Below are 22114 nucleotides of genomic sequence, written 5' to 3'. Positions count from 1 at the left end.
GAGCTTATCCACGAACGTGCATTCACTCGACGTCGACATCATCCGAAGAAGGCGTGTTCGCCCCGGCGGTAGTACGTCACGACGCCGTCGTCGACCTGGATGCGCTTCGATTCGAGGTACTCCGCGTCGCGCAGGTCGGTCACGGCCGACCGGACCCGCCGTTCGGTGACGTCCATCGGTGCGACGTCGACGTCTTCGGCCCCGTCGGCCTCGTCGTCCCACGTGTCCGTCTCCGGCGGGACGACCGTCCCGCCGTCGACGAGGAGACCGTGCAGCTCCTCGACGGTGTAGGCGCGGGGCTCGACGGCGTCGAGGAACTCCGCGACCGCGCGCTCGACGTCGTCCCACTGCTTTCCCGACTCCCACTCGTCCTCGCTGATGGGCATACGCGGTGGTCGGACACGGCCGCAAAAAGTGTTTCTGCAGTGTCAGACGCGCGTCGTCGACTCCCCTCCGTCGACAGAGAGTCATCGACCGACCGGAGTGTGAGGCGCCGTCGAACTAGTCGTCGCTCGGCGCCATCGCGGCGGGACCGCTCCCCCCGGCACCGACGTCCTCGGTGAGCGTCGCGTACAGCATAATCAGCATCGAGACGATCAGCGCGAGCCCCCAGAGGAACCCCGTCGGCATCAGGAACAGCAGGCCGAGGCCCTCGCCGAGCCAGACGATGCCGGGGATACCCCACTGTCCGGCGATGAAGAGGACGGTGACGGCCGTCCGGAGGGCGCCCGTGACGCCGAGTGCGGGGACGGCAAAGCCCATCACGATGGCGAGAATCGAGAGGACGCCCAGGTGGGCGTGGCCGCCGATCATCCACGGCGGGACCGGATCCCCACCGGACAGGATCACGAACTGATGCAACCCGACGGCCATCATCACGGCCAACCCGAGAAAGCCCGATGACTTGAGTGCCTTCGTCATATTCCACTCCGAAAACAATAGATAAACTACATAAAATTTACCCCACGCCGTCCGCCGGTTTCGACAAGAAATGTTACAGATCGCGGACCGACGCGTTGCCGCTCGCCGTCTTCGTCGCCGTCGACGTCCGCGAAGGTAACGTTCCCGTCGACGTCGTCAGAAATCGGATTCCCGACCGACTCAGGAGGACGACTCCTCGTCGTCCTCGTCGTCGTCCACGTCCTCGAAGTCGGCGTCGACGTACTCGTCGCCGTCGGAGGCGGCGCCGCCCATATCGCCCATTCCGCCGGGGCCTGCGCCGCCGGGCCCGGCCGCGCCACCGGGACCGGCGCCCGCGGCACCCGCACCGCCCGCGCCGCCGGCGGCCTGCTGGGCCTCGTACATCTGCTTGCCGATCTCCTGCAGTTCGGTCGTGAGGGCCTCGGTGACGTCCTCGTAGTCCTCCTTCGTGGCGTCGTCGTCTTCGAGGGTCTCCTCGACGTCCTCGATCTTCTCCTCGATCGAGGCGCGGAGGTCGTCGTCGACCTCCTCCTCGTTCTCTTCGAGCAGCGTCTCGGCGCGCTGGATCGCGCTCTCGGCCTCGTTGCGGGCTTCGATGCGCTCGCGGCGCTGTTTGTCCTCCTCGGCGTGCTCTTCGGCCTCCTCCTGCATCCGCTCGATCTCCTCGTCGGAGAGACCGGCGCCGCCCTCGATCGTGATCGACTCGGCGTTACCGGAGCCCTTGTCCTCGGCCTCGACGTTCACGATGCCGTTCTCGTCGATGTTGAACGAGACCTCGATCTGCGGCGTTCCGGCGGGAGCCGGCGGGATGCCGGTCAGCTGGAACTCCCCGAGCAGTTCGTTCTCCTCGGCGATCTCGCGCTCGCCCTGGAAGACGCGGACGTTCACGGAGGTCTGGTTGTCCGCGGCGGTCGTGAAGATCTTCGACTCCTCGGTCGGGATGGTCGTGTTCTTGTCGATGAGGCGCTCGAAGAGGCCGCCCTTGACCTCGATCCCGAGGCTCAAAGGCGTCACGTCGAGCAGGACGATGTCGTCGACCTCGCCGCCGAGGACGCCGCCCTGGATCGCCGCGCCGAGCGCGACGGCCTCGTCGGGGTTGACGTTCTTCTTCGGCTCGGTCCCGAGCATCTCCTCGACCTTCTCGTGGACCTGCGGCATCCGGGTGGAGCCGCCGACGAGGATGACCTCGTCGATGTCGCCTCTGTCGTAGCCGGCGTCTTCGAGCGCCTGCTCGGTCGGCCCCACGGTGCGCTCGATCAGGTCCTCGGTGAGCGACTCGAACTTCGCCCGCGAGAGCGTCTCCTCGAGGTGGACCGGCCCGGTGTCCGTCGCCGTGATGAACGGGAGGTTGATCGTCGTCTCCTTTCGGCTACTCAGTTCGATCTTCGCCTCCTCGGCGGCGTCCTTCAGCCGCTGGAGCGCCTGCCGGTCCTCGCGGAGGTCGATGTTGTGCTCGTTCTCGAACTGCTCGGCCAGCCAGTCGATGATGGCCTCGTCCCAGTCGTCGCCGCCGAGGTCGTTGTCCCCGTTCGTGGCGACGACCTCGTAGACGCCGCCGCCGAGGTCCAGGACGCTCACGTCGAACGTCCCGCCGCCGAGGTCGTAGACGAGAATCGTCTGATCGGAGTCGTCGTCGAGGCCGTACGCCATCGACGCCGCCGTCGGCTCGTTGACGATGCGTTCGACCTCGAAGCCGGCGATCTCGCCGGCGTCCTTCGTCGCCTGGCGCTGACGGTCGTTGAAGTACGCGGGGACGGTGATGACCGCCTTCTCGATCTCGTCGCCGAGGTACTCCTCGGCGTCGCGCTTGATCTTCTGGAGGATCATCGCCGAGATCTGCTCGGGCGTGTACTCCTCGTCGTCGACTTCGACGGAGTAGTCCTCCTCCCCCATGTGCCGCTTGATCGAGCCGATCGTGTTGTCGGGGTTCTGGATCGCCTGGTTCTTCGCGGGCTTGCCCACGAGTCGCTCCTCGTCGTCGGTGAACGCCACTACGGAAGGCGTCGTTCGGTCGCCCTCGGCGTTCACGATGATCTCCGGGTCGCCCCCTTCCATCACCGCGAACGCGCTGTTCGTGGTGCCGAGGTCGATACCGAGGATCTTGTTGCTGGCCATCTTGACGTCAACTACTGGTCTAAATCGGTTAAAGGTTACTAGACGTTGGCAGTCCCGACGGAACACGGGGTCTACGCTGTCGTGCGTTTTATCTATGTCAACAGTTGCCAAGTAGTAGGATTTATATCGAAGCGCAGCTCAGCGGCTCGTCGAGCCGTTCGGCCAGCGGTCGGTCGCCCCGCCCGGTCAGACCGCGTCCGGTCCCGCGTCGAGGGCGGCGAGCACGTCGTCGAGGACGTCTGCCCGGCCCGAGGAGGCGAAGAACTCGTGGCCGCCGTCGTACGAGCGCCGGTTCTCCGGCGGCGTTCGCGCTTCGATCGCGGCAGGGTCGACCACCCGGTCCTCGGGCGAGTAGAAGACGGCGTCGCCGTCGTCGAAGGGGCCGAGTCGCGACTGGGCTTCGCGGACCGTCGCGAGGAACGCCGGCGAGAGGCCCCCGGGACCCGTGGCGGCCTCCGCAGTCGACTTCAGATCCCCGATCGCTGCGGCGTCGAGGTCCGGAGCGTACAGCCGCTTCGCGGTCGGGAGTCGCTCGAACGCCGCGAGGATCGCCCGATCGACGAGCCCGTCGGTCCGGACGCCCCACCAGGGGCTGAGGAACACGTTCCGAAGCGCGTGCCGATCGGCGAGACGCTCGGCGACGAGACCGCCGGTGCTGTGGCTCAACGCGAGGTCGACGTCGTGGTCGGTCAGGTACTCGTCGAGCGGCGCGACGTACTGCGCCTCGAAGTTCCAGCCGTTCGTCGGCAGCGTCACGGCGTGAACGCGGTAGCCGGCGTCGAGCAGTCGCGTCAGGAGCCACGCGACGTGCTCGTGCGTGGGCTTGTTACCCCACCCGAGCACGACGAGCAGGTCCTCGCCGTCGGCTCCGCGGCGCGTGATCCGCATCCGGGGCGTCTCGCGGAACCGGGTCGCAAGCGGGAGGTTCACGGCCGAAAGAGGGCGCGGCGCGAGCAAAAACCCTCGGGCAGGGTATCGACGACCGAACGCCCCCGACGGCGTCGGCGGCGCACCGCCAGCGACGGAGGCGCACGGGGCGCTCGCGCGAGCGAACGTTCAAATCACCGCCCGCCCAACGTCGGCTATGGTCACGTTTCTCGCCGGGGGGACGGGAACCCCGAAGCTCCTCGACGGCGCGGACCGCGTGTTCGACTCCGCGGAGACGACCGTCGTCGCGAACACCGGCGACGACGTCGAACTCGGCGGGCATCTCGTCTGTCCGGACGTCGACACGGTGCTCTTCAACGAGGGCGGCGTCCTCGACACCGAGACGTGGTGGGGCGTCGACGGCGACACGACGGCGACGCACGAGGAACTGCACCGCCTGGCCGACGCGGCCGGCCTCGATTCGGGGCCGCGGTACCTCAACGACGAGGCCCAGACCGCCGGTCGCGACATCGCCCGCTGGCGGCGGTTCTCCGGCGTCGCGGAGTTTATGCGGATCGGCGACCGCGACCGGGCGGTCCACGTCACCCGCACCTCGCTGCTCGACGAGGGGCATTCGCTGACCGAGGCCACGCGGACGCTCGCCGCGGCGTTCGACCTCGAAATCGGGTTGCTGCCGATGAGTGACGACCCGGTGGCGACGATCGTGCACACCTCGGAGGGGCCGATGCACTTCCAGGAGTTCTGGGTCCACCGACGGGCGGAGCCCGAGGTGCTGGACGTCGAGTTCCGCGGATCCGAGACGGCCGAGCCGACGCCGGCGGTGCTCGACGCGCTCGACGATCCCGTGGTCGTCGGCCCGTCGAACCCGGTCACGAGCCTCGGCCCGATGCTCGCGATGGACGCCTTCGCCGACGCGCTGGCGTCGACGCGGGTCGTCGCCGTCTCGCCGTTCGTGGAGGACGAGGTGTTCTCCGGCCCCGCCGCGGACCTGATGGCGGGCGTCGGCCGCGATCCCTCGACGGCGGGCGTCGCGGACGCCTACCCCTTCGCGGACGCGTTCGTCCTCGACGCCGACGACGGGACGGACCTGGACCGGCCGGTCGTCCGGACCGACACGGAGATCGGGGGTCCCGACGACGCCGAGCGGGTCGCCCGAGCGGCGAAAAGAGCACTGGAGGCGGTCGATTGATGTTCGAGCCCCGGGTCGCGCTGGCGAGTCTCAGCGGCGAGGCGGACGCCGACTGGGCCCGCGACGGCAGCGACCACGCCGGCGCGGCGTTCCTCGGGGGCATCGCCCTCGACGAGTCGACCCGGGAGGCCGCCCGCGCGCTCGTCGCCCGGGACCGCACGGAGTTCCTCCCGCCGGACCCGCTCGCGTTCGTCGAGCGCGAACTCGACGCGCTCTCGGACGCTCCGATCCGGCCGGGAGTCAACGTCAGGAGCGCGACGCTCGAACCGGTCTCGGCGGTCGCAGCGGTCTGTGCCGACCGCGACGCGATCGTCGAGATCAACGCCCACTGCCGGCAGTCGGAGATGTGCGACGCCGGTTGCGGGGAGGCGCTCCTCCGCGATACCGACCGGCTCCGTTCGTTCGTCGCCGCCGCGAGCGACGCCGGCGCCGACGTGAGCGTGAAAGTCCGTACGGAGGTCACAGGCGTCGACCTCGCGGGGGTCGCCCGCGCGGTCGAATCCGCCGGCGCGGACGCGATTCACGTCGACGCGATGGACTCGGAGTCCGTCGTCGCCGACGTCGCCGCGGCCGCCCCGTCGCTTTTCGTCGTCGCCAACAACGAGGTCCGCGGGGGCGAGAGCGTCCGCGAGTACCTGGCGTACGGGGCCGACGCGGTGAGCCTCGGCCGGCCGAGCACCGACGGACGGGTCAGACGGCGGGTTCGAGCGGCGGTCGACGAGTGGTTCGACGGCGACGGAACGACGATCGACGAGCGGTTCGACGACGGCGAAGCGGCGAGTGCCGACAGAACGGACGGCGGGGAGACGTGAGTCGCCGTCCCTCGCGGCCGGTTCGCGACGACGCATCGAAGACTCCTTGTTCTCCCTCTTCGAGAGGGCGAGTATGAGTGCAGATCAGCGCGACGACGCCGCGGCCGCCGGCGGGACCGCCGCGAGCGACGACGCCGACGTCCACGAGAACGCCCTCCAGGACGTGATCGCCGTCGACTCCGACGACAACCGGACGGGGCTGGCGAACCGACTCGACGCCCACACCGGCGACGGCGTCCGACACCGGGCGTTCACCTGTCTGGTCTTCGACGACGAGGGGCGCATCCTGCTCGGCCAGCGCGCGCCGGGCAAGCGCCTCTGGGACACCCACTGGGACGGCACGGTCGCCTCCCACCCCGTCGAGGGACAGTCGCAGATCGACGCGACGGCCCAGCGCCTGGAGGAGGAACTCGGGATCACGCCCGACCAGTACGACGACCTCCGGGTGACCGACAAGTTCGAGTACAAGCGCTACTACGAGAACGCCGGCCTGGAGTGGGAGGTCTGTTCGGTGCTGAAGGTGACCCTCGACGACACGTCGCTCGATCCCGACGAGGAGGAGATCGCGGGACTGCTGTGGGCCGACTACGAGCACCTCCACGAGCACCCCGAGTGGTACCGGCAACTCCGGCTGTGCCCGTGGTTCGAGATCGCGATGCGTCGCGACTTCGAGGACTGATTCGACGGGAGACTCGGAGAGCGGGGTCGCCGGGCGCGAACGGTTCGCCGTCGTGAGCGCGCGACCGCGCGCTCGGGAGAGCCGCCCGCGACGAGACGGAATCCCCTTTTACGCCCGCCGCCTCACTCGGACTATGACCGAGCACTCACCGGAGCCGGAGCTGTACGACTCCCTCGACGGGCAGGTCGCGCTCGTCACCGGAGCCAACCGCGGACTCGGCCGCCAGATCGCCGAGAACCTCCACGATCTCGGGGCGACGGTCTTCGCCGCCACGCGGTCGATCACGCACGACGTCCCCGACGAATGGGAGCACCTCCTCGTCGACGTCACCCAGGAGGGCGAGATCTCCGACGCGGCCGACGAGATCTTCCAGTCGGCGGGGCGGCTGGACGTCGTCGTCAACAACGCCGGGGTCGGAGGGTCCGATACGGACATCGTCTCCGAGCCGGTCGAGACGATCGATCGAACGCTCGCGACGAACCTCCGCGGCCCGATGCTCGTCTGCAAGCACACGGTCCCGCTGCTGCTGCAAACCGACGGCGGCCGCGTCGTCAACCTCTCCTCGGGGATGGGCGCGCTCGGCGGGGAACAGTCGGGAAGCTCGCCGGCCTACCGCGTCTCGAAGACCGGGCTGAACGGCCTCACGGCGTACCTCCACGGCGAGTACGGCGACGAGGGGTTGCTCGCGAACTCGGTGTCGCCCGGGTGGGTCCGCACCGAGATGGGCGGCGAGGAGGCCGACCGGTCCGTCGAGGAGGGCGCGGAGACGCCGACGTGGCTCTGTCGGTTCCGCCCCGGCTCGCCGGCCGGCCGGTTCTGGCAGGACCGCGAGCCCATCGAGTGGTGAGGCGGTCGGCGGGAGGGTACACCGGCGTCGATGGGACAGTTCTTTGTTTCCGGACCGCGTCGGTTCGCGTATGTCTGAGGACGCGACTCTCCGCGAGGTACCCGGAGCGATCGGAGACTACGCGGCCGGCGTCGCCGGCGTCGTCGCGCGCGGTGCGGTGGTCGTCGCAGTGCCGGCGTTGCTGCTCGGGCTCCTCGCGCTCGCCGTCGTCGGTGGCGGCGTCGCGCTCGTGGTTCTCGCCGTCGTCGCTCCCGCCGTCGCCGCCGCCGTCGCGCTCGAAGTTCCGTCCCGCCTCCGCGAGCGGTTCGCGTAGCGAGCGCCCGCAGCGGTCCCAGTTCGGATCGGCCGCTCGGACGGCGAAAAACCGGAGGGTTAAACCTCCGCGAAATCGAACCCCGGACTGCGCGAGGGTGGCTGAGTTTGGAAAAGGCGGCGGACTCAAGATCCGCTCTCGTAGGAGTCCGTGGGTTCAAATCCCTCCCCTCGCACTAGATTGCCGAGCGACAGCGAGCGATATCTGTCGGACGGAGGATTTGAACCCTGCCAGTCGCGCGCAGCGAACGACGTGAGCGAGCACGTCTGGCTTCGGTTCAAATCCCTCCCCTCGCATCTCGTGCCCGAACGACAGTGAGGGCCGCGTATCGGACGAGGGGTTTGAATCAGGGAGCAGCTCCGCTGCGACCGTGGTTCAACATCCCTTCTCTCGCATCTCGTACCCGAACGACAGCGAGGACTCTGCGCCGTGAACCAAGTTGTGTGTTAAGCGCCCGCGTTGTGCTCGCTCTCGAAGGAAGCCGGATCGGGCTCGATGTCGGCGTATTGGACGACTCTCCGACCGAGGACCCGGACCCGCTCGGCGAGATCCTCGTCGTCGAACGTCCCGTCCTCGCTGATGGCGCCGGAAGCGCGGGGGACCGCGACCTGATGCGGGACGACCCAGGCGTCGAGGGCCCGACAGACCGAGCGCAGGTGTTCGAGCGCCGTCACGGGGAACGACCCTCCGGCGACGGCCAGCAGACCGACGGTCTTGCCCTCGAACTCGTCGAACCCGCAGTAGTCGAGGGCGTTCTTCACGACGTTCGAGTAAGAGCCGTGGTACATCGGCGTCCCCAAGATGACGGCATCGGCGGCCCGGAGTCGGGCCCGGAGTTCGCGGCCGTCGGCCTGATCGTCCACGTCGGGGTCGTACATCGGCAGCTCGAACTCCCGGAGATCGATCAGTTCCCCACTCCCGCCGGCCTCCCGAACCCCGTCGAGGGCGTGAGAGAGCGCCAGTCGAGTCCGACTTGCCTCGCGTAGACTGCCACAGACGGCGACGACGTGTGGACGGTCGGTCATACGCTGCCCTTCCGCTGGCGCGTATAAACGTTTGCCGCCGCGGTGCGTCTCGCTCTCATAAAGATTACTCTCACTTTTTACCACCGAGCGTCGGCAACGGGTGGCGCTCGGCGGGAAGAGACGAGAGTAATCTTTATCAGTAGCTCCGGATCTTCGGCTCGTACCGCTTGTTCTCGCCTTCGAGCAGCACCGGCTTGTACCACAGCTCGGGCGAGCCGTCGTTCCACGACAGCAGCGTGTGCTTCAGCCAGTTCTCGTCGTCGCGCTCCTGGTGCTCCTTGCGCCAGTGCGCGCCGCGGAACTCCTCGCGGGCGAGCGCGCCGAGCGTGATCGCCTCCGCGAGGTCGATGACGTTCCGCGTCTCGATGGTCTGCTGTAAATCGGTGTTGAACGTCCGCGACTGGTCGGCGACGCCGACGTCCTCGTAGGCCTCGCGCGCCTCGCGGATGTCCCGAAGCGCCTGTTCGAGGCCCTCCTTCTCGCGGAAGACGTTGACGTTCTCCGTCATCGACTGCTGGACCTCGGCGCGGATCTCCGCGTGGTTGCGACCGTCCTCGTTGTCCAGAAGCGCTTCGACGCGCTCTTTGGCGCGCTCGGTCGCGCGCTCGACGAGGCCGGCCGGATCGGGGCCGGAGCCGCCGTCAGCGACCGCGTCGCCGCCGGTGGCGTCGGCCTCGACGCTCGGTTCGACGGCACCGGGTTCGACCGGCGTCTCGACGTCGCCGGCCTCCCACTCGCCGCGCTTGCCGGTCGGGATCTCGGCCTCGCCGATGTCGCGGCCGGCGGCGTGGTGGCCCGCCCGGGCACCGAAGACGATGAGTTCCGGCAGCGCGTTGCCGCCGAGGCGGTTCGAGCCGTGGACCGAGGCGCAGGCGCACTCGCCGGCGGCGTAGAGTCCGGAGATGCACGTCTCGCCGTTCTCGTCGGTCTCGACGCCGCCCATCGCGTAGTGCTGGCCGGGCTTGACCGGCATCGGCTCTTCGAGCGGGTCGACGCCCTCGAAGTCCTCCGAGAGGTGGATGATGTTCTCCAGTCGGTCCACGATCCGCTCCTCGCCGAGGTGACGCATATCGAGGTGGACGTACTCGTCCTCGATGCCGCGGCCCTCGTTGATCTCCGTCAGCTCCGCCCGAGAGACGACGTCGCGGGAGGCGAGTTCGCCGTCGTTGTTCGCGTAGCCGTACTCGAACATGAAGCGCTCTCCGTCCTCGTTGTAGAGGATCCCGCCCTCGCCGCGGACGCCCTCGGTGATCAGGACGCCCGTCGAGGGGAGCGTCGTCGGGTGGAACTGGATGAACTCCATGTCCTCGATCGGGACGCCCGCGCGGTAGGCCATCGCCACGCCGTCGCCGGTGTTGGCCACCGCGTTGGTGGTGTGGTCGTACACCTGGCCGGGGCCGCCGGTCGCGAGGATGACGCCGTCCCGGGCGCGGAAGCCCTCGATGTTCCCGGACTGGACGTCGTAGCCGACGACGCCGTGGCAGCTCCGCTCTTCGGGCGTCTCCTCGTCGCTGACGGCGAGGTCGAGGACGTACCACTCGTCGTAGACCTGGATGCCGCGCTTGACCAGCTGCTCGTACATCGTGTGCAGGAGCTGGTGCCCGGTCTCCGCGCCCGCGTAGGTCGTCCGCGGGAACGAGAGGCCGCCGAACGGCCGCTGGCTGACGCGGCCGTCGTCCTCCCTGGAGAAGGCCATCCCCCAGTGTTCCAGTTGGATGACCTCCTCGGGGCTGTCCTGCGCCAGCGTCTCGATGGCCGGGGCGTCGCCGAGGTAGTCCGACCCCTTCATCGTGTCGTAGGCGTGGTCCTCCCAGGAGTCGCCCTCCCGGAGCGCGGCGTTGATGCCGCCCTCCGCCGCGCCGGTGTGGCTCCGTACCGGGTGGAGTTTCGAGACGATGGCCACGTCGGCCCCTTCTTCTTGCGCCGCGATGGCCGCGCGGAGGCCCGCGCCTCCCGCGCCCACCACGATGACGTCGTGTTCGTGCATAGTGTAGTCTCCGAGGTATCAGCTAGCGAGGTTGTCAGCGGCTCTTCGAGGCGTGAGTTCACCGAATCCGGAATCCAGCGTGCGTCTCTCGGCGATAGTCCTGCCCATAGCCGACGGAAAGGAAGACAGAGAGTAAAAGATTCGGATTCGGCCGACGACGGGGGGCGAGCCGTGACCGGTGGTCCCGTGCCCTCCCGACGATTCGAAGTCGACCGGTCCGTCCGGTGACCGTTTCGACCGCGTCGTTCTCGGCTGTCTGATCGAACGGGTGTCCGTCCCCGTCGAGTCGGGGACCGAGTCGATCGCCCGGGGGCGAGCGCGACGCTAGTCGTCGATTAACTCCGGGATTCCCGCGGGGAGAACGGCGGTCACAGAGCCATAATCACGATCGATTTTCAGCGACCACCTCACCCCGTCCACCCGCCCGTTTGGTTTTCAACACTGAACGAGTAAGCAACCCTTATTGATGAGCGATTAACATATTTGACTATGGAGTACAGCCCACGACCAGAAACAGTCTCCGGAGCGGTCGTTTCGGCGGTCGCAGACGCGGAAGACGTTTCGCCGCTGGAACTGACGCCGCTGGCATCCGTCCTCGACCCCGACGCCCTCGACGCCCTGTTCGCTTCCGACTCGATGGCGATCGAAGAGGTCCGTTTCGACTACGAGGGCTACACCGTCGTCATCGACGATAACAGAGACGTCACGCTTCTCGAATAGTCTCGCTCACCAGAACTTGAGGTTGTTCTTCACCGCCTCTCGTTTCAGTTCCTGGATGTGCTCGGTCAGCGGGATGTCCTTCGGACAGACCTCCGTACAGGAGAACTGCGTCTGACACCGCCAGACGCCGTGTTCCTGTTCGAGGATCTCCAGGCGCTGCTGCTTCATATCCTCGCCCTCGCGCTCGTCCATCGTGAAGCGGTACGCCTTGTTGATGGCCGCCGGGCCGAGGTACTCGTTGTCGCCCGCGGCGATGTTACAGGAGGACATACACGCGCCGCACCAGATACAGCGCGTCGACATCTTCACCTTCTCGCGGTTCTCCCGGGACTGCCGCTGCTCTTCGAGTTCGCCGTCGGGTAAGTCGTTCGTCTGGAAGTACGGCTCGACGGCCTCCATCTGGTCGTAGAAGTGCTCCATATCCACGACCAGGTCCTTTACGACCTCCGCGTGCGGGAGCGGCTCGATGCGGACCGGCTCTTCGAGATCCGAGAGTTGCGTCTTACAGCAGAGCCGCTGTGACCCGTTGACGAACATCGCGTCCGACCCGCAGACCGCCTGCCGGCAGGAGTGTCTGAAGGTGAGGCTCGAATCGTACGTGTCGCGGGCGTACATCAGCGCGTCGAGGACGGTCATCCCCTTGTGGTAGGGGACGTGGAAGTCGTCGAAGCGCGGCTCCTTCTTGCCCTCGATCTCGGGGTCGTACCGGAACACCTTCAGGTGGTACGTCTCCTCGTCGGCGAGGGCCGCTTCGGCCTCCTCGGCCTGCCGCCTCTCGTCTCGTTCGGCGGCCCGCTCGCGCTTCTTCGCCATCCGGCGCTCCTGCGCGGCGGACGTCGGTTCGGCCTCGCCGGCGGACGATTCATCCTCGGTCTGGTCTGGAAGTTGCGTGCTCATTGGTGGAAGGGCGATTAGATCGGGACGCCTCCGGCCCACGCGAGTGCGGTTCTGACGCCCTGGACGATCACGACGGCGCTGGCGACGACGAGGACGAGCTTCACGGCCGTCTTCCGCGTCCCGGTGAGGCCCTGATTGATGAGGGCGTTGTAGACGCCGTTGACGCCGTGGAACGTCGCGGTCAGGAGGAAGAGGATCATCAGCGAGAAGTACGTCAGTTCCTGCATCCGCGCCTGCGACATCGCGAAGGTGACCTCGTCGGCGTGGTTCACGAAGTGGAGCAGGAAGAAGTGAAAGGCGAGCACGACCACGAGGAACGCGGCCGTGATGCGCTGCCAGAGCCAGCGGCGGCCGCCGGCCTCGAAGGAGGAGTAGCGCTCGGCCATCAGCCGAACACCCCCGCGAGGAACGTCGGCACGCTCGCGACGGCGATTGCGCCCGTCAAAAGCAGCGACGCGTAGAAGCTTTTGTCCTGTGCTTCGAGCCCGACGCCGAGATCGACGAACAGCAGCCGGAGGCCGTTGAGAATGTGGAAGACGGCCACCGACAGCAGCCCGACCTCGAGGATGCGCACGACGAGCAGACTCTCCAGGGACTGGATCGTCGTCGTGTACGCATCCGGGCTCTGCAGCGCCGTCGAGAGGACGGCGATGTGGGTGAAGAGATACCCCACGAGCACCCATCCGGTGAACTTGTGGAACACCCAGGCCCACATCCCGGCCGAGAACTCCCGCCAGCGGCCGAAGTCCTCGATGAGGCCCCGATTGTAAGACTGACTCATACTCTCCTGAGAGTCAGGCCGGACCCACTATAGAACTTACGTGTGCGGCTGGGATACGCCGTCGGAGGAATCGGCCGACAGCGCCGGGGTGACTCCGGACCGAACGGATTCGGTGCCGCTACGTTCCACCGGCCGCCTGTTCCCGCTCGACGACCCGACGGACGTCCGGTTCGAGTTCGACGAGGTGACAGAGCGGGTTGCCGGGGTAGACCACGGGGTTCTCCAGCACGCCGACGAGCAGGCCCGTGAAGGGGGCCTCGACCGCGACGTTGTCGTCCTTGAAGGGGTTCGTGAGCGTACAGATCCGTTCGCCCTCGCGGACGAGCGAGCCGCGCTCGTGGTGCATATCGACGATGCCGCCGGCGTCGGCGCGGATCCACGTCTTCTCGTTCGCGTCGTCGATGACGGTCCGCCAGCCGGGCCAGCGGACGGCCGACGCCTCCAGCAGTTCGTACTCCGCGAAGACGCTCTCGACGCCGTCGAGCGCGTCGTCGATGAGGCCGCGCTGGAACCGGTGTGCCTCGCCCATCTCGACGGTCACCGTCGGGATGCCGACCCGCGTGGCCTCCGTCCGGAGGATGCCGTCGCTGCCCTCGCTGTCGATGATCACGTTCGAGCCGAACGCCCGCGCGAGTCGCTCGACCGCCTCGTCGGACATGTCCGCGCGAACGTGGAGCATATTCGTCCGACCGCGCGTGGAGGTGTGGAAGTCGATGCCGAAGTCACAGGGCGCGACGAAGTTGTCGAAGATGCGCGCGGCCATCCGCTTGGCGCTCGTCGAGTCCTCCCGGCCGGGGAACGACCGGTTCAGGTCGCGGTCGTAGATGGGGAGATAGCGCTGCTGGGCGAGGAATCCGGGGACGTTCATCACCGGCAGGCAGACGAGCGTTCCGGCGAGGTCCGCGAGGTCCCACTCGTGGGCGACCTCGCGGACCACCTCGATGCCGTTGAGTTCGTCGCCGTGCGCCGCCGCCGAGAGGAACACCGTCGGTCCCGACCGCTCGCCGTTGATGACGGTGACCGGAATGCGGACCGGATCGCCGAGGTACGTCTCGCTGATACCGTACCGGAGGTTCTGTCGCTCTCCGGGTTCGACCTTCCCCCCGTTGTACGTGAAGGTCCCGTCGGTGCTCATACGCGCCATCGGACACCCGGCGGGATAAACGCTCGCAACCCGACGCCGCGGATCCGGCCGGTGGCGGCCCCCGAAGTGGGAAGCGTTCACACCGGCCGAGAGTGCCTCGGACCGGCACCTCTTTCTTGGCGTGGTCGTGTACGGAAGGGTATGTCTACTGACGGAGATCCGGTTCGAGTCGGCGTCCTCTCACTGCACAACAGCAAGGAAACGAAGGCGATTCTCAACGCCGTCGACGACCTCGGCCACGAGGGCATCTGGCTGCGCCGGGAGAACACCGCGATCAGCGTCGAGGACGGCGACGTCGCCATCGAGCCCGAAGTGGACATCGTGGCCAACCGGCTGCTGCTCTCGAACACCGAGGAGCCGGCCGAACTGCTGGGGCTGGCGACGACCTTCGAGCGGATCCGCCCGATGCTGAACGAGCCCGCCTCGGTGCTGACCGCGATCCACAAGTTCGCCACGGCGGCGACGCTCGCGAACTGGAACATCAAGGTCCCCGACGCGCTGCTCGCGCTCTCGAACGAGCGGCTGAACAAGGGCCGGGACCGCTTCGGCGAGGTCGGCGTCTACAAGTCCGCGATCGGGACCCACGGCGGCGGGACGTGGAAGGTCGACCTCACGGAGCCGGTCAACCCCAAGGTCGGGAGCCGACAGGCGTTCCTCCAGGACCTCATCGACCGCGACGAGAACGAGCACCGCGACCTCCGCGTGTACGTCGTCGACGGGGAGGTCATCGGCGCGATGTACCGCTACGCGCCCGAGGGCGAGTGGCGGACCAACGTCGCGCTCGGCGGCGACGTCACCGACGCGACGGAGAACATGCCGAAAGAGGCCAGAGAGACCGCGCTGTACGCGGCGGAAGTGATGGAACTGGACTACGTCGGCGTCGACCTCATCGAGGGCGACGACGGCTGGTTCGTCCTCGAGGTCAACCCGACCGCCGGGTTCAGAGGCCTGCACAAGGCGACCGGGCGAAGCCCCGCACCGTACATCGCCAAGCTCGCGATCGAACAGAGCGGCGGCGAGGTCGACGACGAGCGCGTCGAGGAGCTGTCGGCGACGCTCGACGACTCCCGGCCGGCGGGGATGCCGCGCGTGAACTCGGGGCCGGTCGGCGACCGCCCGACGATCGGGTACATCGAGGAGGTCGTCGTCTCGGGGACCAGCGGGTCGACGCAGGCGAAGGCGAAGTCCGACACGGGAGCGACGCGGACGAGCATCGACACGTCGCTGGCCGCCGAGATCGGCGCCGGACCGATCAAGAGCATGACGCGCGTCCGCTCGGGGTCGGTGAAGTCCGGGAAGGCCCGCCCGGTCGTCGACCTCGTCATCGGCATCGGCGGCACGCAGCACACCGTCACCGCGAGCGTCGAGGACCGCTCGCACATGGACTACCCGCTGCTTCTCGGCCGCGACATCCTCCAGCACTACCAGGTCGACGTGAACCGACGATCCGACGCGGGGGGGCCCGACGACGACGAGCGCGAAGAGGAGTACCTGGAGTAGGACCGCCGCGAACGCCACGGTGACGGTTCCGGGCTGCCGCGCTCGAAGCGGGACAGAGCCGAGTTGCCACGGGCCCCGTCGTCACGGGACCCTGACGCCGGTATTGATTTACGTACGCCGAGGTGAACGTAGCCTAGATGGGGAGCGAGCGCGTCGACGGCCTGCCGGACGAGCTCGAAGCGTGGGTGGACGACAGAGCCGCGGCCACGGACCGCACGCGCGAGGAAGTCGTGCGCCGGCTGATCGCCGCACACCGCGAACTCGACGAGGACGGAAGTAGCGACGGCGAAAGCGCCCTCGCCGGCGGTGACCGACCGGGAGCCGAGGGCGAGACAGCGCGGGAGGCAGACGTCGAATCGATCGAGCGGGAACTCGACGAGGTCGCCGAGCGCGTCGCGGCCCTGGAGGCCGATCTCGACGAGAAGATCACGGACGTCAGAGAGCGGGTCATTCAGGTCAAACGCGAAACGGACGCCAAGGCGTCGGCCGAGCACGACCACCCGGAGATCGAGCGCCGACTGTCGGCGGGGTTCGAGAACTACGAGGAGATCCTCGAGTACCTCACCGACGCGACCGACGAGCACGGCTCGAAGCTCGACCGCCTCGGCTCGGCGGTGCTCGCGCTTCGGTCGCGCCTGTCGGACCTCGAAGGCGCAGTCGAGACGCGAGAGGCGGCAGCGGACCTGCGCCGGGAGGCGAACCGCCACGGCGTCGCCGAGGCCGCCTGCGAGTCCTGCGGCGAGTCCGTCCGCCTGGGCCTGCTCGACGAACCGCGCTGCCCGCACTGCGACTCGCCGTTCGACGGCCTCGACCCCAAGACGGGGTTCTTCGGATCGAACCGGCTGACCGTCGGCGACCGGCCGGCGCTGGAGGCCGGAAGCGAGGGGGGAGGACCGGCCGACCGCGCGCGCGACGGCCCCGCGACCGAGGACGACCGGAACGGTTCCGGAGAGCAGCCCGCACACTCGGCGGGAGAACCGTCCGCTGCCGGGGACGGGGGCGGAGCGGCCGATACCTCGGAAGCCGACGCGCGTTCGACTGACGCAAGCGATGATGCCACCGGTTCCCGTGGCGACGGGACGGATTCGACGGCGTCAGAGGACCGATCCGCCGGCACGCGCGAGGAGCCGGATCGGGAGTTCAATTTCGGGACGGAGATGGTACGGAAATGAGCGGGGACGACCGGGATTCCCCCGACCCGAGTGGTCCGGCGGAATCGAACGACGAGTCGGTCGGGGAACCCGAGCGGGACGCCCCGCTTTCGGAGTTGGCCGATCGGATCTCGGAGCGCCGCCGTCGGGAGGCCTCCACGGGAGCACGGGCCGACGAGGGCGACGAGACGTCGTCCACCGAGGGCGCCTCCGACGCCGCCGGCGATCACTTCGACGAGATGTCGGTCCCCGAGATCGACGAGGAGACGCTCTGGGCGTCGCTGGCGGACGACGCCGACGAGTCGCCGGAGCTGCGCGTCGGAGCCGAGCCCGTCGACGGAGACGCGACGGTCCGGACGTCCGAGGCCTCCGAGGACGAGCCGGCAGAGCGCGTCGTCTCGAAGGAGTCCTACTGTCAGCGGTGTCCGTACCTGGCCGACCCCCCCGAGCTGGCGTGCACCCACGAGGGCACCGAGATCCTCGAGGTCGTCGACAGCGAGCGCTTCCGCGTCCGGGAGTGTCCGATGGTCGAAGAGTGAGAAGCCCGATGGCCGAAGGGTGAAACACTTGTGTCCGCGGGGCGAAGCGTGACGCAATGCAGTTCTGCGACGAGTGCGGTTCGATGATGGTCTCCCGGGACGGATCGATGGTCTGCACGAACGACGACTGCGGCGCGCAGGCCGAACAGGACGAGGAGTTGGCGGCGCAGTTCGTCTCGACGGAGGAGCAGACCGACGACGACGTGATCGAGACGACCGAGGACGCGAACTTCGAGGGCAAGCCGACCGCGACCGACGTCGTCTGCGACGAGTGCGGCAACCGGGAGGCGTGGTACACGATCAAGCAGACGGGATCGGCGGACGAACCGCCGACGCGGTTCTTCAAGTGTACCGAGTGCGGGCACCGGTGGCGGGGTTATAACTAATCCCCCACCTTTTTCCAGCGGTGGGTTTCCTCGCGGCGCTACGCGCCGCTGCGGGAACCCACCGTGCAAAAACCTGGAGGGAAAAAGACCGCGAGGCTCGCATCCGCTCGCCTCGCGGGACGAATACTGGGATACCACCACCGCACTACAACAGCCCTTCCGCACCGCGACTGCATCCGCACCACAAGGCGTCATAGAATCGTTGCCACGGCGTTTATTTCACGATCTCACAGCCGAATTAGTCATAAGAATATGTTTGCATACTAAGCGAGTCACCCGGTATTTCGTAAAGTGGACCGTTTGGTATGGCACTCTGCACTGACAACCCAGTACGTAAATGGTTCTTCGCGTGTATCACCGTTGAGCACGGTTTCGGAACGCGAATCCAGGAGACTAATTAACAAGGGACAGGCGTAAACAGACAGTTGGGTATTAATGATATCCAACCAAACACAGTGAACAGCGGATATCACGATACCCCAACAACCGGTGGAAAACAAATCCCAGAGAGTTCGATTCGTCGTGCCACCCTTCTCTGTAGCTCCCTACCCTCCCCCCCTCACCTTCCACTATGGAAACCATCTTTTCGGGAAAGATTGATACGACAACCGTAGCAACAACTGAATACGAACGGTTGAGGGACGGCTTCGGATCGTGAAACCGACCCCCAATCGTACATACGTGGAAAATCAACAGAGGAGGTATAGACTGTGAGCAAAGAATGGGAGCCAGAGAACGTGTTCGACGTGCTCGGGAGCGAGGTTGCTCGACAAATTCTCGCGTTAGCCAGCCTCCGACCCCTGTCAGCTACCGAACTCGCCGAACACTGTGATGTCTCGGAGCCAACGATCTATCGACGGATTCACGCGCTCCAAGAATACGATATGCTGGACGAGCAGAGGGATATCAACAATGATGGCCACCACTCTAAGCAGTTCAAAACGAACCTCAAGGAGGCACGGTTCCGGGTTGATGAGGGGCAGTTCGATATCGATATCCAGCTCAAGAAAGACTATAGTGACAAATTCGCGGACTTCTGGAACGATCTGGAGAAGGGGACAGAAGACGTCTCGAAAGATACAAACGCCAACTCGCCTCACCGTGATGGTTCATCTTCTGATCTCAGTAGTGGGTAAATATGGCTGAACCGCCGGAGTTCTGGAGTTTTCTCGTAGCCAATTCACTCTTATTCATCGCCGGGGGAGCCTTAACGGCGCTCAGCTATCGAGCCTACCTTCGCGTCCAGGAACAAAGCCTTCGTCTCGCATCTGGAGGCTTCGCGCTCATCACGTTCGGTGGACTCCTCGACATCATCTATCAGCTCGGTATTCGTCGAGATTACCATCTTGGCGGACGTGAATCACTCGCGCTTCAAACGATTGATAGCCTGCTGATTACCGCGGGGCTCGTTGTGATTTTTTATGCACTCTCTCGATACTGACTGGATACTCCAGAAACGAGTCGAACGCCACGTTTCGGACTTGGTTAGTTCAACGACAAATCTATTGAGAGATTCAGTGCTATTAATTTCATCTCGATAACTCCCCACAGTTTCGCCATTTGTAACTCTCCATCTTCTTTCTTATCGGCATAACAGAATATCACACGTGGACGATGAAAGGACGAAAACTGGTTACCGGTTTCGTTGTGATAATGCTCTTGGTGGGCGCAACGCCGATGGCTGCGCTTGCACAAGGAGCTTCAGATCCACGGCCAGTACTACTGGACCAAGAAACGACCCATATTGCGGATATCACCGTTGACGGACAACAGTACAGTGTCTACCGGCACGAGAACATCTTCTCCTGGGCCAGTGGCATCGACATCTATACGAATAGTGAGCGTGTCACCTCGGAATCCACTGCTGAAGCGGTACTTACCGAACTCGCACAACGACGGGCCGCTCAAGACCTCGGAACGGAAGATATCGATCCACTCCGCACGACGTCACAGAACGTCAGTACGGCCGCATCTAACGTGTCGTCAACGGCTACATCAATCAACGAGACGCTCGTGTATATGGAGCGAATGAAAACGGTCCGTGAAAACGGGACGACGGTCTATAACGCGTCAGTCCAGGCTGCACCGCAGATCACCGACTTCAATGAAACCGCACACGAAGCGCTTCCCGAACTTCGTTCCTTCGACAACGATTCGACTGCGTACCGATCGAATGCGACGACACTTATTGGATTACTCGAACAGCGAGAAAACGGGACTGATATCGATCCCCAGCGCCTCTACGCCCAATACGTGGCGACACTCGAAGCGAAGAACGACGTTTCGGACCACTTAGGATACGAGGGTATCGACGAACAACTCTCCGGGATGGCCGGCACGAGCGAGGCAATCGCGATGAACGTATCATCAGTTCCCGAACGCGGAAATGAGACGGCTCAACACTTCTGGAGGGTCCATAACGAGTCGACTGTCACTGCAAACCAAACCGCAGCGCTTGCCCTCTCGGACTACGAATTCGATGACGTCCAAGACCGGGCCGAATCACTCGAAGAAGGCTGGATGGATGACTGGAACTCACGGCAGAATCCCGCATCAACAGTTTATCAGTCGATAGCAGCTATCGTGGTCGTTATTGGTGTAGTGGGTGGATACGTTACTTGGCGTCGACGCTGATTTCGTCTCCCCCTACTCAACCGAATGCTGACTGAATCAGGGCGGAAGATACAGCTCACTCTGACTGAGTGAGTTCGGACTCATCAAGTCCATAATCGACATCCTTGCCATACAATCCTCAACGTATACTTCCCAACAGTCTGCAGATCAATCGAAATACGGCGGCTGGGGCGTGTTGACGAGATGTCGCCGGACGATCTCTGTGTGGTATTTAGCGATCCGTGGATTCCCTTTTTGCAACGAGCGGTGCGCCGGAGGCGCACCCGAGTCAGCAAAAAGGTGGCTGTATTGAACGATTCTTGTTTGGGAGTGAGAAGCCTTCTATGACACCCTCTCCGCACACTACCCTCTCTCCACATCGCGATGCCCTGTGACGACGTAGATTCCGCAGCACAAAGAGCGTCGAAGAAACCGTCACGAGAATTTTTGACACGTCCGACTAAGACAACGGTATGTCCCTCCACCACCGCCTCCACGACCGCCTCCGCCCGTGGTACTTCCTCGACGTCGCCGCCTTCCTGCTCGGGGCCGTCGGTTCGCTCCGGCGCGCCCTCTCCGGGTTCGGTGAACTCACCTCCCTAACGCCGTTCGAGGCCGTCACGGCCGTCGCCTCCGGCCTGTTCGCCGTGGTCGTCCTCCGCTTCACCGTCGGCAACCTCTGGGGCTACGCGGTCGAATACGCCAACGCCGGGGGCCAGTGGTCCAATCTCCCGTTTCTCGTCCCCGTCGGAGGCGGCCTCGCGGCGGTGGCGGTGACGTACGCGGCGACGACGAGTCTCGGCGCGGCCGCCTGGGCAGGCTTCTGGGCCTTCGCCGTCGCCGCCGGGGTCGTCGCCGTCGCCGTCTCCCTGGCCGCCGGCTACAGCGAAGCGTCGACGTGAGACGGGGCGCTACCGCGACGACCCGCCGAGGAGTGGTGCCAGGAAGTCCGCCACGGCGGTCGCGACCTTCCCCGCCTGCCCGATGAAGAAGTGGTCCGCGGGGAACTCGACGACCTCGAAGCCGCGCTCTCTGGCGGCCGCGACCACCGGCCCGACCTCGGCGACGTCGTCGCGCGTGCCGTAGAGGATCTGAACCGGGAGGTCCGACGGGACGTCGTGGACGTCGGCGACGACGTCGACGCCGCCGATTCCCTCGTCGTCCGGCGCGTCGGGGTCCGAGCGTTTCGTGCCGAGAGACGCCGGGGGCGCGAGCGCGGCGACGCCCGCGACGTCCGCACCGTGTGCTGCCGCCGAGAGCGCGAGCGCGCCCCCGAAACTAAATCCGAAGAGGCCGACCCAGTCGTACCGCTCGTTCGCCCACGCGACCGCCGACTCGACGTCGGTGCGCTCGCCGCGGCCGCCGTCCCACGGGCCGTAGTCGAACCGGAGGCAGTCGGTCCCGCCCTCGTTCAGTTCCTCGCTCACGGCGCGGAGCCGCTGGTCGCCGCGGTGGCCGCCGTGCTGTGGATGCGGCGGACAGGCGACGACGCAGGCCGTGGTCGAGCGCGTCGCATCGACCGGGCGGTCCACGTTCTCGGACGCGGCGTCGAGCGTCCCGCGAGCGTCGCGGCCGCCCGGTAGCAGGATCGTCTCTGACATTCGGTT

Annotated in this window: 25 protein-coding genes and 1 tRNA gene; 15 read left to right on the top strand and 11 right to left on the bottom strand. The window is 66.2% G+C overall.

Going from position 1 to position 22114, the window contains the following annotated elements:
• Nucleotides 1–38 precede the first annotated feature (38 nt).
• The 4 genes from DV707_RS05070 to DV707_RS05055 all read right to left on the bottom strand — a co-directional run bounded on the left by DV707_RS05070 (nt 39) and on the right by DV707_RS05055 (nt 3966).
• The gene (locus DV707_RS05070; RefSeq protein WP_103990306.1) at nt 39–386 is read right to left on the bottom strand and encodes a hypothetical protein; all 348 of its coding nucleotides are present in this window, start codon (nt 384–386) and stop codon (nt 39–41) included.
• Nucleotides 387–501: 115 nt separating this feature from the next.
• Nucleotides 502–921: a hypothetical protein gene (locus tag DV707_RS05065; protein ID WP_103990307.1), complete on the bottom strand. Its 420-nt coding sequence runs from the start codon at nt 919–921 to the stop codon at nt 502–504.
• A gap of 180 nt (nt 922–1101) precedes the next feature.
• Complete coding sequence (gene dnaK / locus DV707_RS05060; protein WP_103990308.1) at nt 1102–3036, bottom strand: molecular chaperone DnaK; 1935 nt, start codon at nt 3034–3036, stop codon at nt 1102–1104.
• Nucleotides 3037–3222: 186 nt separating this feature from the next.
• Nucleotides 3223–3966 (bottom strand): alpha/beta fold hydrolase, encoded by a 744-nt coding sequence (locus DV707_RS05055; protein WP_235010718.1) that lies wholly within the window; start codon nt 3964–3966, stop codon nt 3223–3225.
• 154 nt (nt 3967–4120) lie between these two features.
• On the opposite strand from DV707_RS05055, the gene cofD reads away from it, so the two are divergent.
• From cofD to DV707_RS05025, 6 genes are all read left to right on the top strand, one after another.
• Complete coding sequence (gene cofD, locus DV707_RS05050; protein ID WP_103990309.1) at nt 4121–5113, top strand: 2-phospho-L-lactate transferase; 993 nt, start codon at nt 4121–4123, stop codon at nt 5111–5113.
• Nucleotides 5113–5925, top strand: a complete 813-nt coding sequence (locus DV707_RS05045) for a tRNA-dihydrouridine synthase (RefSeq protein ID WP_103990310.1) — start codon at nt 5113–5115, stop codon at nt 5923–5925. Before cofD ends, DV707_RS05045 begins: the two co-directional genes overlap by 1 nt.
• Nucleotides 5926–5998: 73 nt before the next feature.
• Complete coding sequence (locus DV707_RS05040) at nt 5999–6604, top strand: NUDIX hydrolase (protein ID WP_103990311.1); 606 nt, start codon at nt 5999–6001, stop codon at nt 6602–6604.
• 133 nt (nt 6605–6737) lie between these two features.
• Nucleotides 6738–7451 (top strand): SDR family NAD(P)-dependent oxidoreductase, encoded by a 714-nt coding sequence (locus DV707_RS05035; protein ID WP_103990312.1) that lies wholly within the window; start codon nt 6738–6740, stop codon nt 7449–7451.
• Nucleotides 7452–7521: 70 nt separating this feature from the next.
• Entirely contained in the window at nt 7522–7764 is a 243-nt protein-coding gene (locus DV707_RS18410) for a hypothetical protein (RefSeq protein ID WP_103990313.1), read from the top strand.
• A 91-nt stretch (nt 7765–7855) separates the two neighbouring features.
• A tRNA-Leu gene (locus DV707_RS05025) sits at nt 7856–7939 on the top strand.
• Between the two features lie 271 nt (nt 7940–8210).
• On the opposite strand, the gene DV707_RS05020 is transcribed toward DV707_RS05025, so the two are convergent.
• Complete coding sequence (locus tag DV707_RS05020; protein ID WP_103990314.1) at nt 8211–8789, bottom strand: NADPH-dependent FMN reductase; 579 nt, start codon at nt 8787–8789, stop codon at nt 8211–8213.
• Between the two features lie 136 nt (nt 8790–8925).
• Nucleotides 8926–10776, bottom strand: a complete 1851-nt coding sequence (locus DV707_RS05015; protein WP_103990315.1) for an FAD-binding protein — start codon at nt 10774–10776, stop codon at nt 8926–8928.
• Between the two features lie 489 nt (nt 10777–11265).
• Between DV707_RS05015 and DV707_RS05010 the strand changes: the two genes are divergently transcribed.
• On the top strand, nt 11266–11496 hold the full coding sequence (locus DV707_RS05010; RefSeq protein WP_103990316.1) for a HalOD1 output domain-containing protein: 231 nt from the start codon (nt 11266–11268) through the stop codon (nt 11494–11496).
• Between the two features lie 6 nt (nt 11497–11502).
• Here the strand turns inward: DV707_RS05010 and DV707_RS05005 are convergent, their stop codons facing one another.
• The 4 genes from DV707_RS05005 to DV707_RS04990 all read right to left on the bottom strand — a co-directional run bounded on the left by DV707_RS05005 (nt 11503) and on the right by DV707_RS04990 (nt 14309).
• Nucleotides 11503–12393, bottom strand: coding sequence for a succinate dehydrogenase/fumarate reductase iron-sulfur subunit (locus DV707_RS05005; RefSeq protein ID WP_103990317.1), 891 nt, complete (start codon nt 12391–12393; stop codon nt 11503–11505).
• A gap of 14 nt (nt 12394–12407) precedes the next feature.
• Nucleotides 12408–12779, bottom strand: coding sequence for a succinate dehydrogenase (locus tag DV707_RS05000; RefSeq protein WP_103990318.1), 372 nt, complete (start codon nt 12777–12779; stop codon nt 12408–12410).
• On the bottom strand, nt 12779–13174 hold the full coding sequence (sdhC, locus tag DV707_RS04995) for a succinate dehydrogenase, cytochrome b556 subunit (protein ID WP_103990319.1): 396 nt from the start codon (nt 13172–13174) through the stop codon (nt 12779–12781). Before sdhC ends, DV707_RS05000 begins: the two co-directional genes overlap by 1 nt.
• A gap of 118 nt (nt 13175–13292) precedes the next feature.
• The gene (locus tag DV707_RS04990; protein WP_103990320.1) at nt 13293–14309 is read right to left on the bottom strand and encodes a succinylglutamate desuccinylase/aspartoacylase family protein; all 1017 of its coding nucleotides are present in this window, start codon (nt 14307–14309) and stop codon (nt 13293–13295) included.
• Nucleotides 14310–14459: 150 nt separating this feature from the next.
• Between DV707_RS04990 and DV707_RS04985 the strand changes: the two genes are divergently transcribed.
• The 8 genes from DV707_RS04985 to DV707_RS04950 all read left to right on the top strand — a co-directional run bounded on the left by DV707_RS04985 (nt 14460) and on the right by DV707_RS04950 (nt 21409).
• Nucleotides 14460–15818 (top strand): putative ATP-dependent zinc protease, encoded by a 1359-nt coding sequence (locus tag DV707_RS04985; RefSeq protein WP_103990321.1) that lies wholly within the window; start codon nt 14460–14462, stop codon nt 15816–15818.
• A 137-nt stretch (nt 15819–15955) separates the two neighbouring features.
• The gene (locus tag DV707_RS04980; RefSeq protein ID WP_103990322.1) at nt 15956–16990 is read left to right on the top strand and encodes a putative sodium/potassium/calcium exchanger; all 1035 of its coding nucleotides are present in this window, start codon (nt 15956–15958) and stop codon (nt 16988–16990) included.
• Nucleotides 16987–17508: a hypothetical protein gene (locus DV707_RS04975; protein WP_103990323.1), complete on the top strand. Its 522-nt coding sequence runs from the start codon at nt 16987–16989 to the stop codon at nt 17506–17508. The genes DV707_RS04980 and DV707_RS04975 overlap by 4 nt, the downstream gene beginning before the upstream one ends.
• A gap of 56 nt (nt 17509–17564) precedes the next feature.
• Nucleotides 17565–17894, top strand: a complete 330-nt coding sequence (locus DV707_RS04970; protein WP_103990324.1) for a transcription factor S — start codon at nt 17565–17567, stop codon at nt 17892–17894.
• Nucleotides 17895–18604: 710 nt separating this feature from the next.
• Nucleotides 18605–19030 carry an ArsR/SmtB family transcription factor gene (locus tag DV707_RS04965; RefSeq protein ID WP_103990325.1) on the top strand — a complete coding sequence of 142 codons (426 nt, stop codon included), beginning with the start codon at nt 18605–18607 and terminating at the stop codon, nt 19028–19030.
• Between the two features lie 2 nt (nt 19031–19032).
• Nucleotides 19033–19335: a DUF7521 family protein gene (locus DV707_RS04960; protein ID WP_103990326.1), complete on the top strand. Its 303-nt coding sequence runs from the start codon at nt 19033–19035 to the stop codon at nt 19333–19335.
• 173 nt (nt 19336–19508) lie between these two features.
• Nucleotides 19509–20528 (top strand): hypothetical protein, encoded by a 1020-nt coding sequence (locus DV707_RS04955; RefSeq protein ID WP_235010719.1) that lies wholly within the window; start codon nt 19509–19511, stop codon nt 20526–20528.
• A 452-nt stretch (nt 20529–20980) separates the two neighbouring features.
• The gene (locus DV707_RS04950) at nt 20981–21409 is read left to right on the top strand and encodes a hypothetical protein (protein ID WP_103990327.1); all 429 of its coding nucleotides are present in this window, start codon (nt 20981–20983) and stop codon (nt 21407–21409) included.
• Between the two features lie 9 nt (nt 21410–21418).
• On the opposite strand, the gene DV707_RS04945 is transcribed toward DV707_RS04950, so the two are convergent.
• A complete protein-coding gene (locus DV707_RS04945; RefSeq protein ID WP_103990328.1) occupies nt 21419–22108 on the bottom strand; it encodes an alpha/beta hydrolase in 690 nt (229 codons plus the stop codon).
• Between the last annotated feature and the right edge of the window lie 6 nt (nt 22109–22114).

Origin of the sequence: Halobellus limi, assembly GCF_004799685.1 — an archaeon.
GTDB lineage: Archaea > Halobacteriota > Halobacteria > Halobacteriales > Haloferacaceae > Haloquadratum > Haloquadratum limi.
The sequence above is the reverse complement of the archived record's forward strand: the minus strand, read 5'-3'. Positions and strand labels throughout refer to the sequence as shown.

What these genes read in the sequence shown, in the direction of transcription:
- DV707_RS05005 (WP_103990317.1), bottom strand. Translation starts at nt 12,393, where the DNA reads ATGAGCACGCAACTTCCAGACCAGACCGAGGATGAATCGTCCGCCGGC.
- DV707_RS05035 (WP_103990312.1), top strand. Translation starts at nt 6,738, where the DNA reads ATGACCGAGCACTCACCGGAGCCGGAGCTGTACGACTCCCTCGACGGG.
- DV707_RS05070 (WP_103990306.1), bottom strand. Translation starts at nt 386, where the DNA reads ATGCCCATCAGCGAGGACGAGTGGGAGTCGGGAAAGCAGTGGGACGAC.
- DV707_RS04950 (WP_103990327.1), top strand. Translation starts at nt 20,981, where the DNA reads ATGTCCCTCCACCACCGCCTCCACGACCGCCTCCGCCCGTGGTACTTC.
- DV707_RS04985 (WP_103990321.1), top strand. Translation starts at nt 14,460, where the DNA reads ATGTCTACTGACGGAGATCCGGTTCGAGTCGGCGTCCTCTCACTGCAC.
- DV707_RS05065 (WP_103990307.1), bottom strand. Translation starts at nt 921, where the DNA reads ATGACGAAGGCACTCAAGTCATCGGGCTTTCTCGGGTTGGCCGTGATG.
- cofD (WP_103990309.1), top strand. Translation starts at nt 4,121, where the DNA reads ATGGTCACGTTTCTCGCCGGGGGGACGGGAACCCCGAAGCTCCTCGAC.
- DV707_RS04955 (WP_235010719.1), top strand. Translation starts at nt 19,509, where the DNA reads ATGAAAGGACGAAAACTGGTTACCGGTTTCGTTGTGATAATGCTCTTG.
- DV707_RS04980 (WP_103990322.1), top strand. Translation starts at nt 15,956, where the DNA reads ATGGGGAGCGAGCGCGTCGACGGCCTGCCGGACGAGCTCGAAGCGTGG.
- DV707_RS05020 (WP_103990314.1), bottom strand. Translation starts at nt 8,789, where the DNA reads ATGACCGACCGTCCACACGTCGTCGCCGTCTGTGGCAGTCTACGCGAG.
- DV707_RS05045 (WP_103990310.1), top strand. Translation starts at nt 5,113, where the DNA reads ATGTTCGAGCCCCGGGTCGCGCTGGCGAGTCTCAGCGGCGAGGCGGAC.
- sdhC (WP_103990319.1), bottom strand. Translation starts at nt 13,174, where the DNA reads ATGAGTCAGTCTTACAATCGGGGCCTCATCGAGGACTTCGGCCGCTGG.
- DV707_RS04970 (WP_103990324.1), top strand. Translation starts at nt 17,565, where the DNA reads ATGCAGTTCTGCGACGAGTGCGGTTCGATGATGGTCTCCCGGGACGGA.
- DV707_RS05015 (WP_103990315.1), bottom strand. Translation starts at nt 10,776, where the DNA reads ATGCACGAACACGACGTCATCGTGGTGGGCGCGGGAGGCGCGGGCCTC.
- dnaK (WP_103990308.1), bottom strand. Translation starts at nt 3,036, where the DNA reads ATGGCCAGCAACAAGATCCTCGGTATCGACCTCGGCACCACGAACAGC.
- DV707_RS04960 (WP_103990326.1), top strand. Translation starts at nt 19,033, where the DNA reads ATGGCTGAACCGCCGGAGTTCTGGAGTTTTCTCGTAGCCAATTCACTC.
- DV707_RS04945 (WP_103990328.1), bottom strand. Translation starts at nt 22,108, where the DNA reads ATGTCAGAGACGATCCTGCTACCGGGCGGCCGCGACGCTCGCGGGACG.
- DV707_RS18410 (WP_103990313.1), top strand. Translation starts at nt 7,522, where the DNA reads ATGTCTGAGGACGCGACTCTCCGCGAGGTACCCGGAGCGATCGGAGAC.
- DV707_RS05000 (WP_103990318.1), bottom strand. Translation starts at nt 12,779, where the DNA reads ATGGCCGAGCGCTACTCCTCCTTCGAGGCCGGCGGCCGCCGCTGGCTC.
- DV707_RS04990 (WP_103990320.1), bottom strand. Translation starts at nt 14,309, where the DNA reads ATGAGCACCGACGGGACCTTCACGTACAACGGGGGGAAGGTCGAACCC.
- DV707_RS05010 (WP_103990316.1), top strand. Translation starts at nt 11,266, where the DNA reads ATGGAGTACAGCCCACGACCAGAAACAGTCTCCGGAGCGGTCGTTTCG.
- DV707_RS04975 (WP_103990323.1), top strand. Translation starts at nt 16,987, where the DNA reads ATGAGCGGGGACGACCGGGATTCCCCCGACCCGAGTGGTCCGGCGGAA.
- DV707_RS05040 (WP_103990311.1), top strand. Translation starts at nt 5,999, where the DNA reads ATGAGTGCAGATCAGCGCGACGACGCCGCGGCCGCCGGCGGGACCGCC.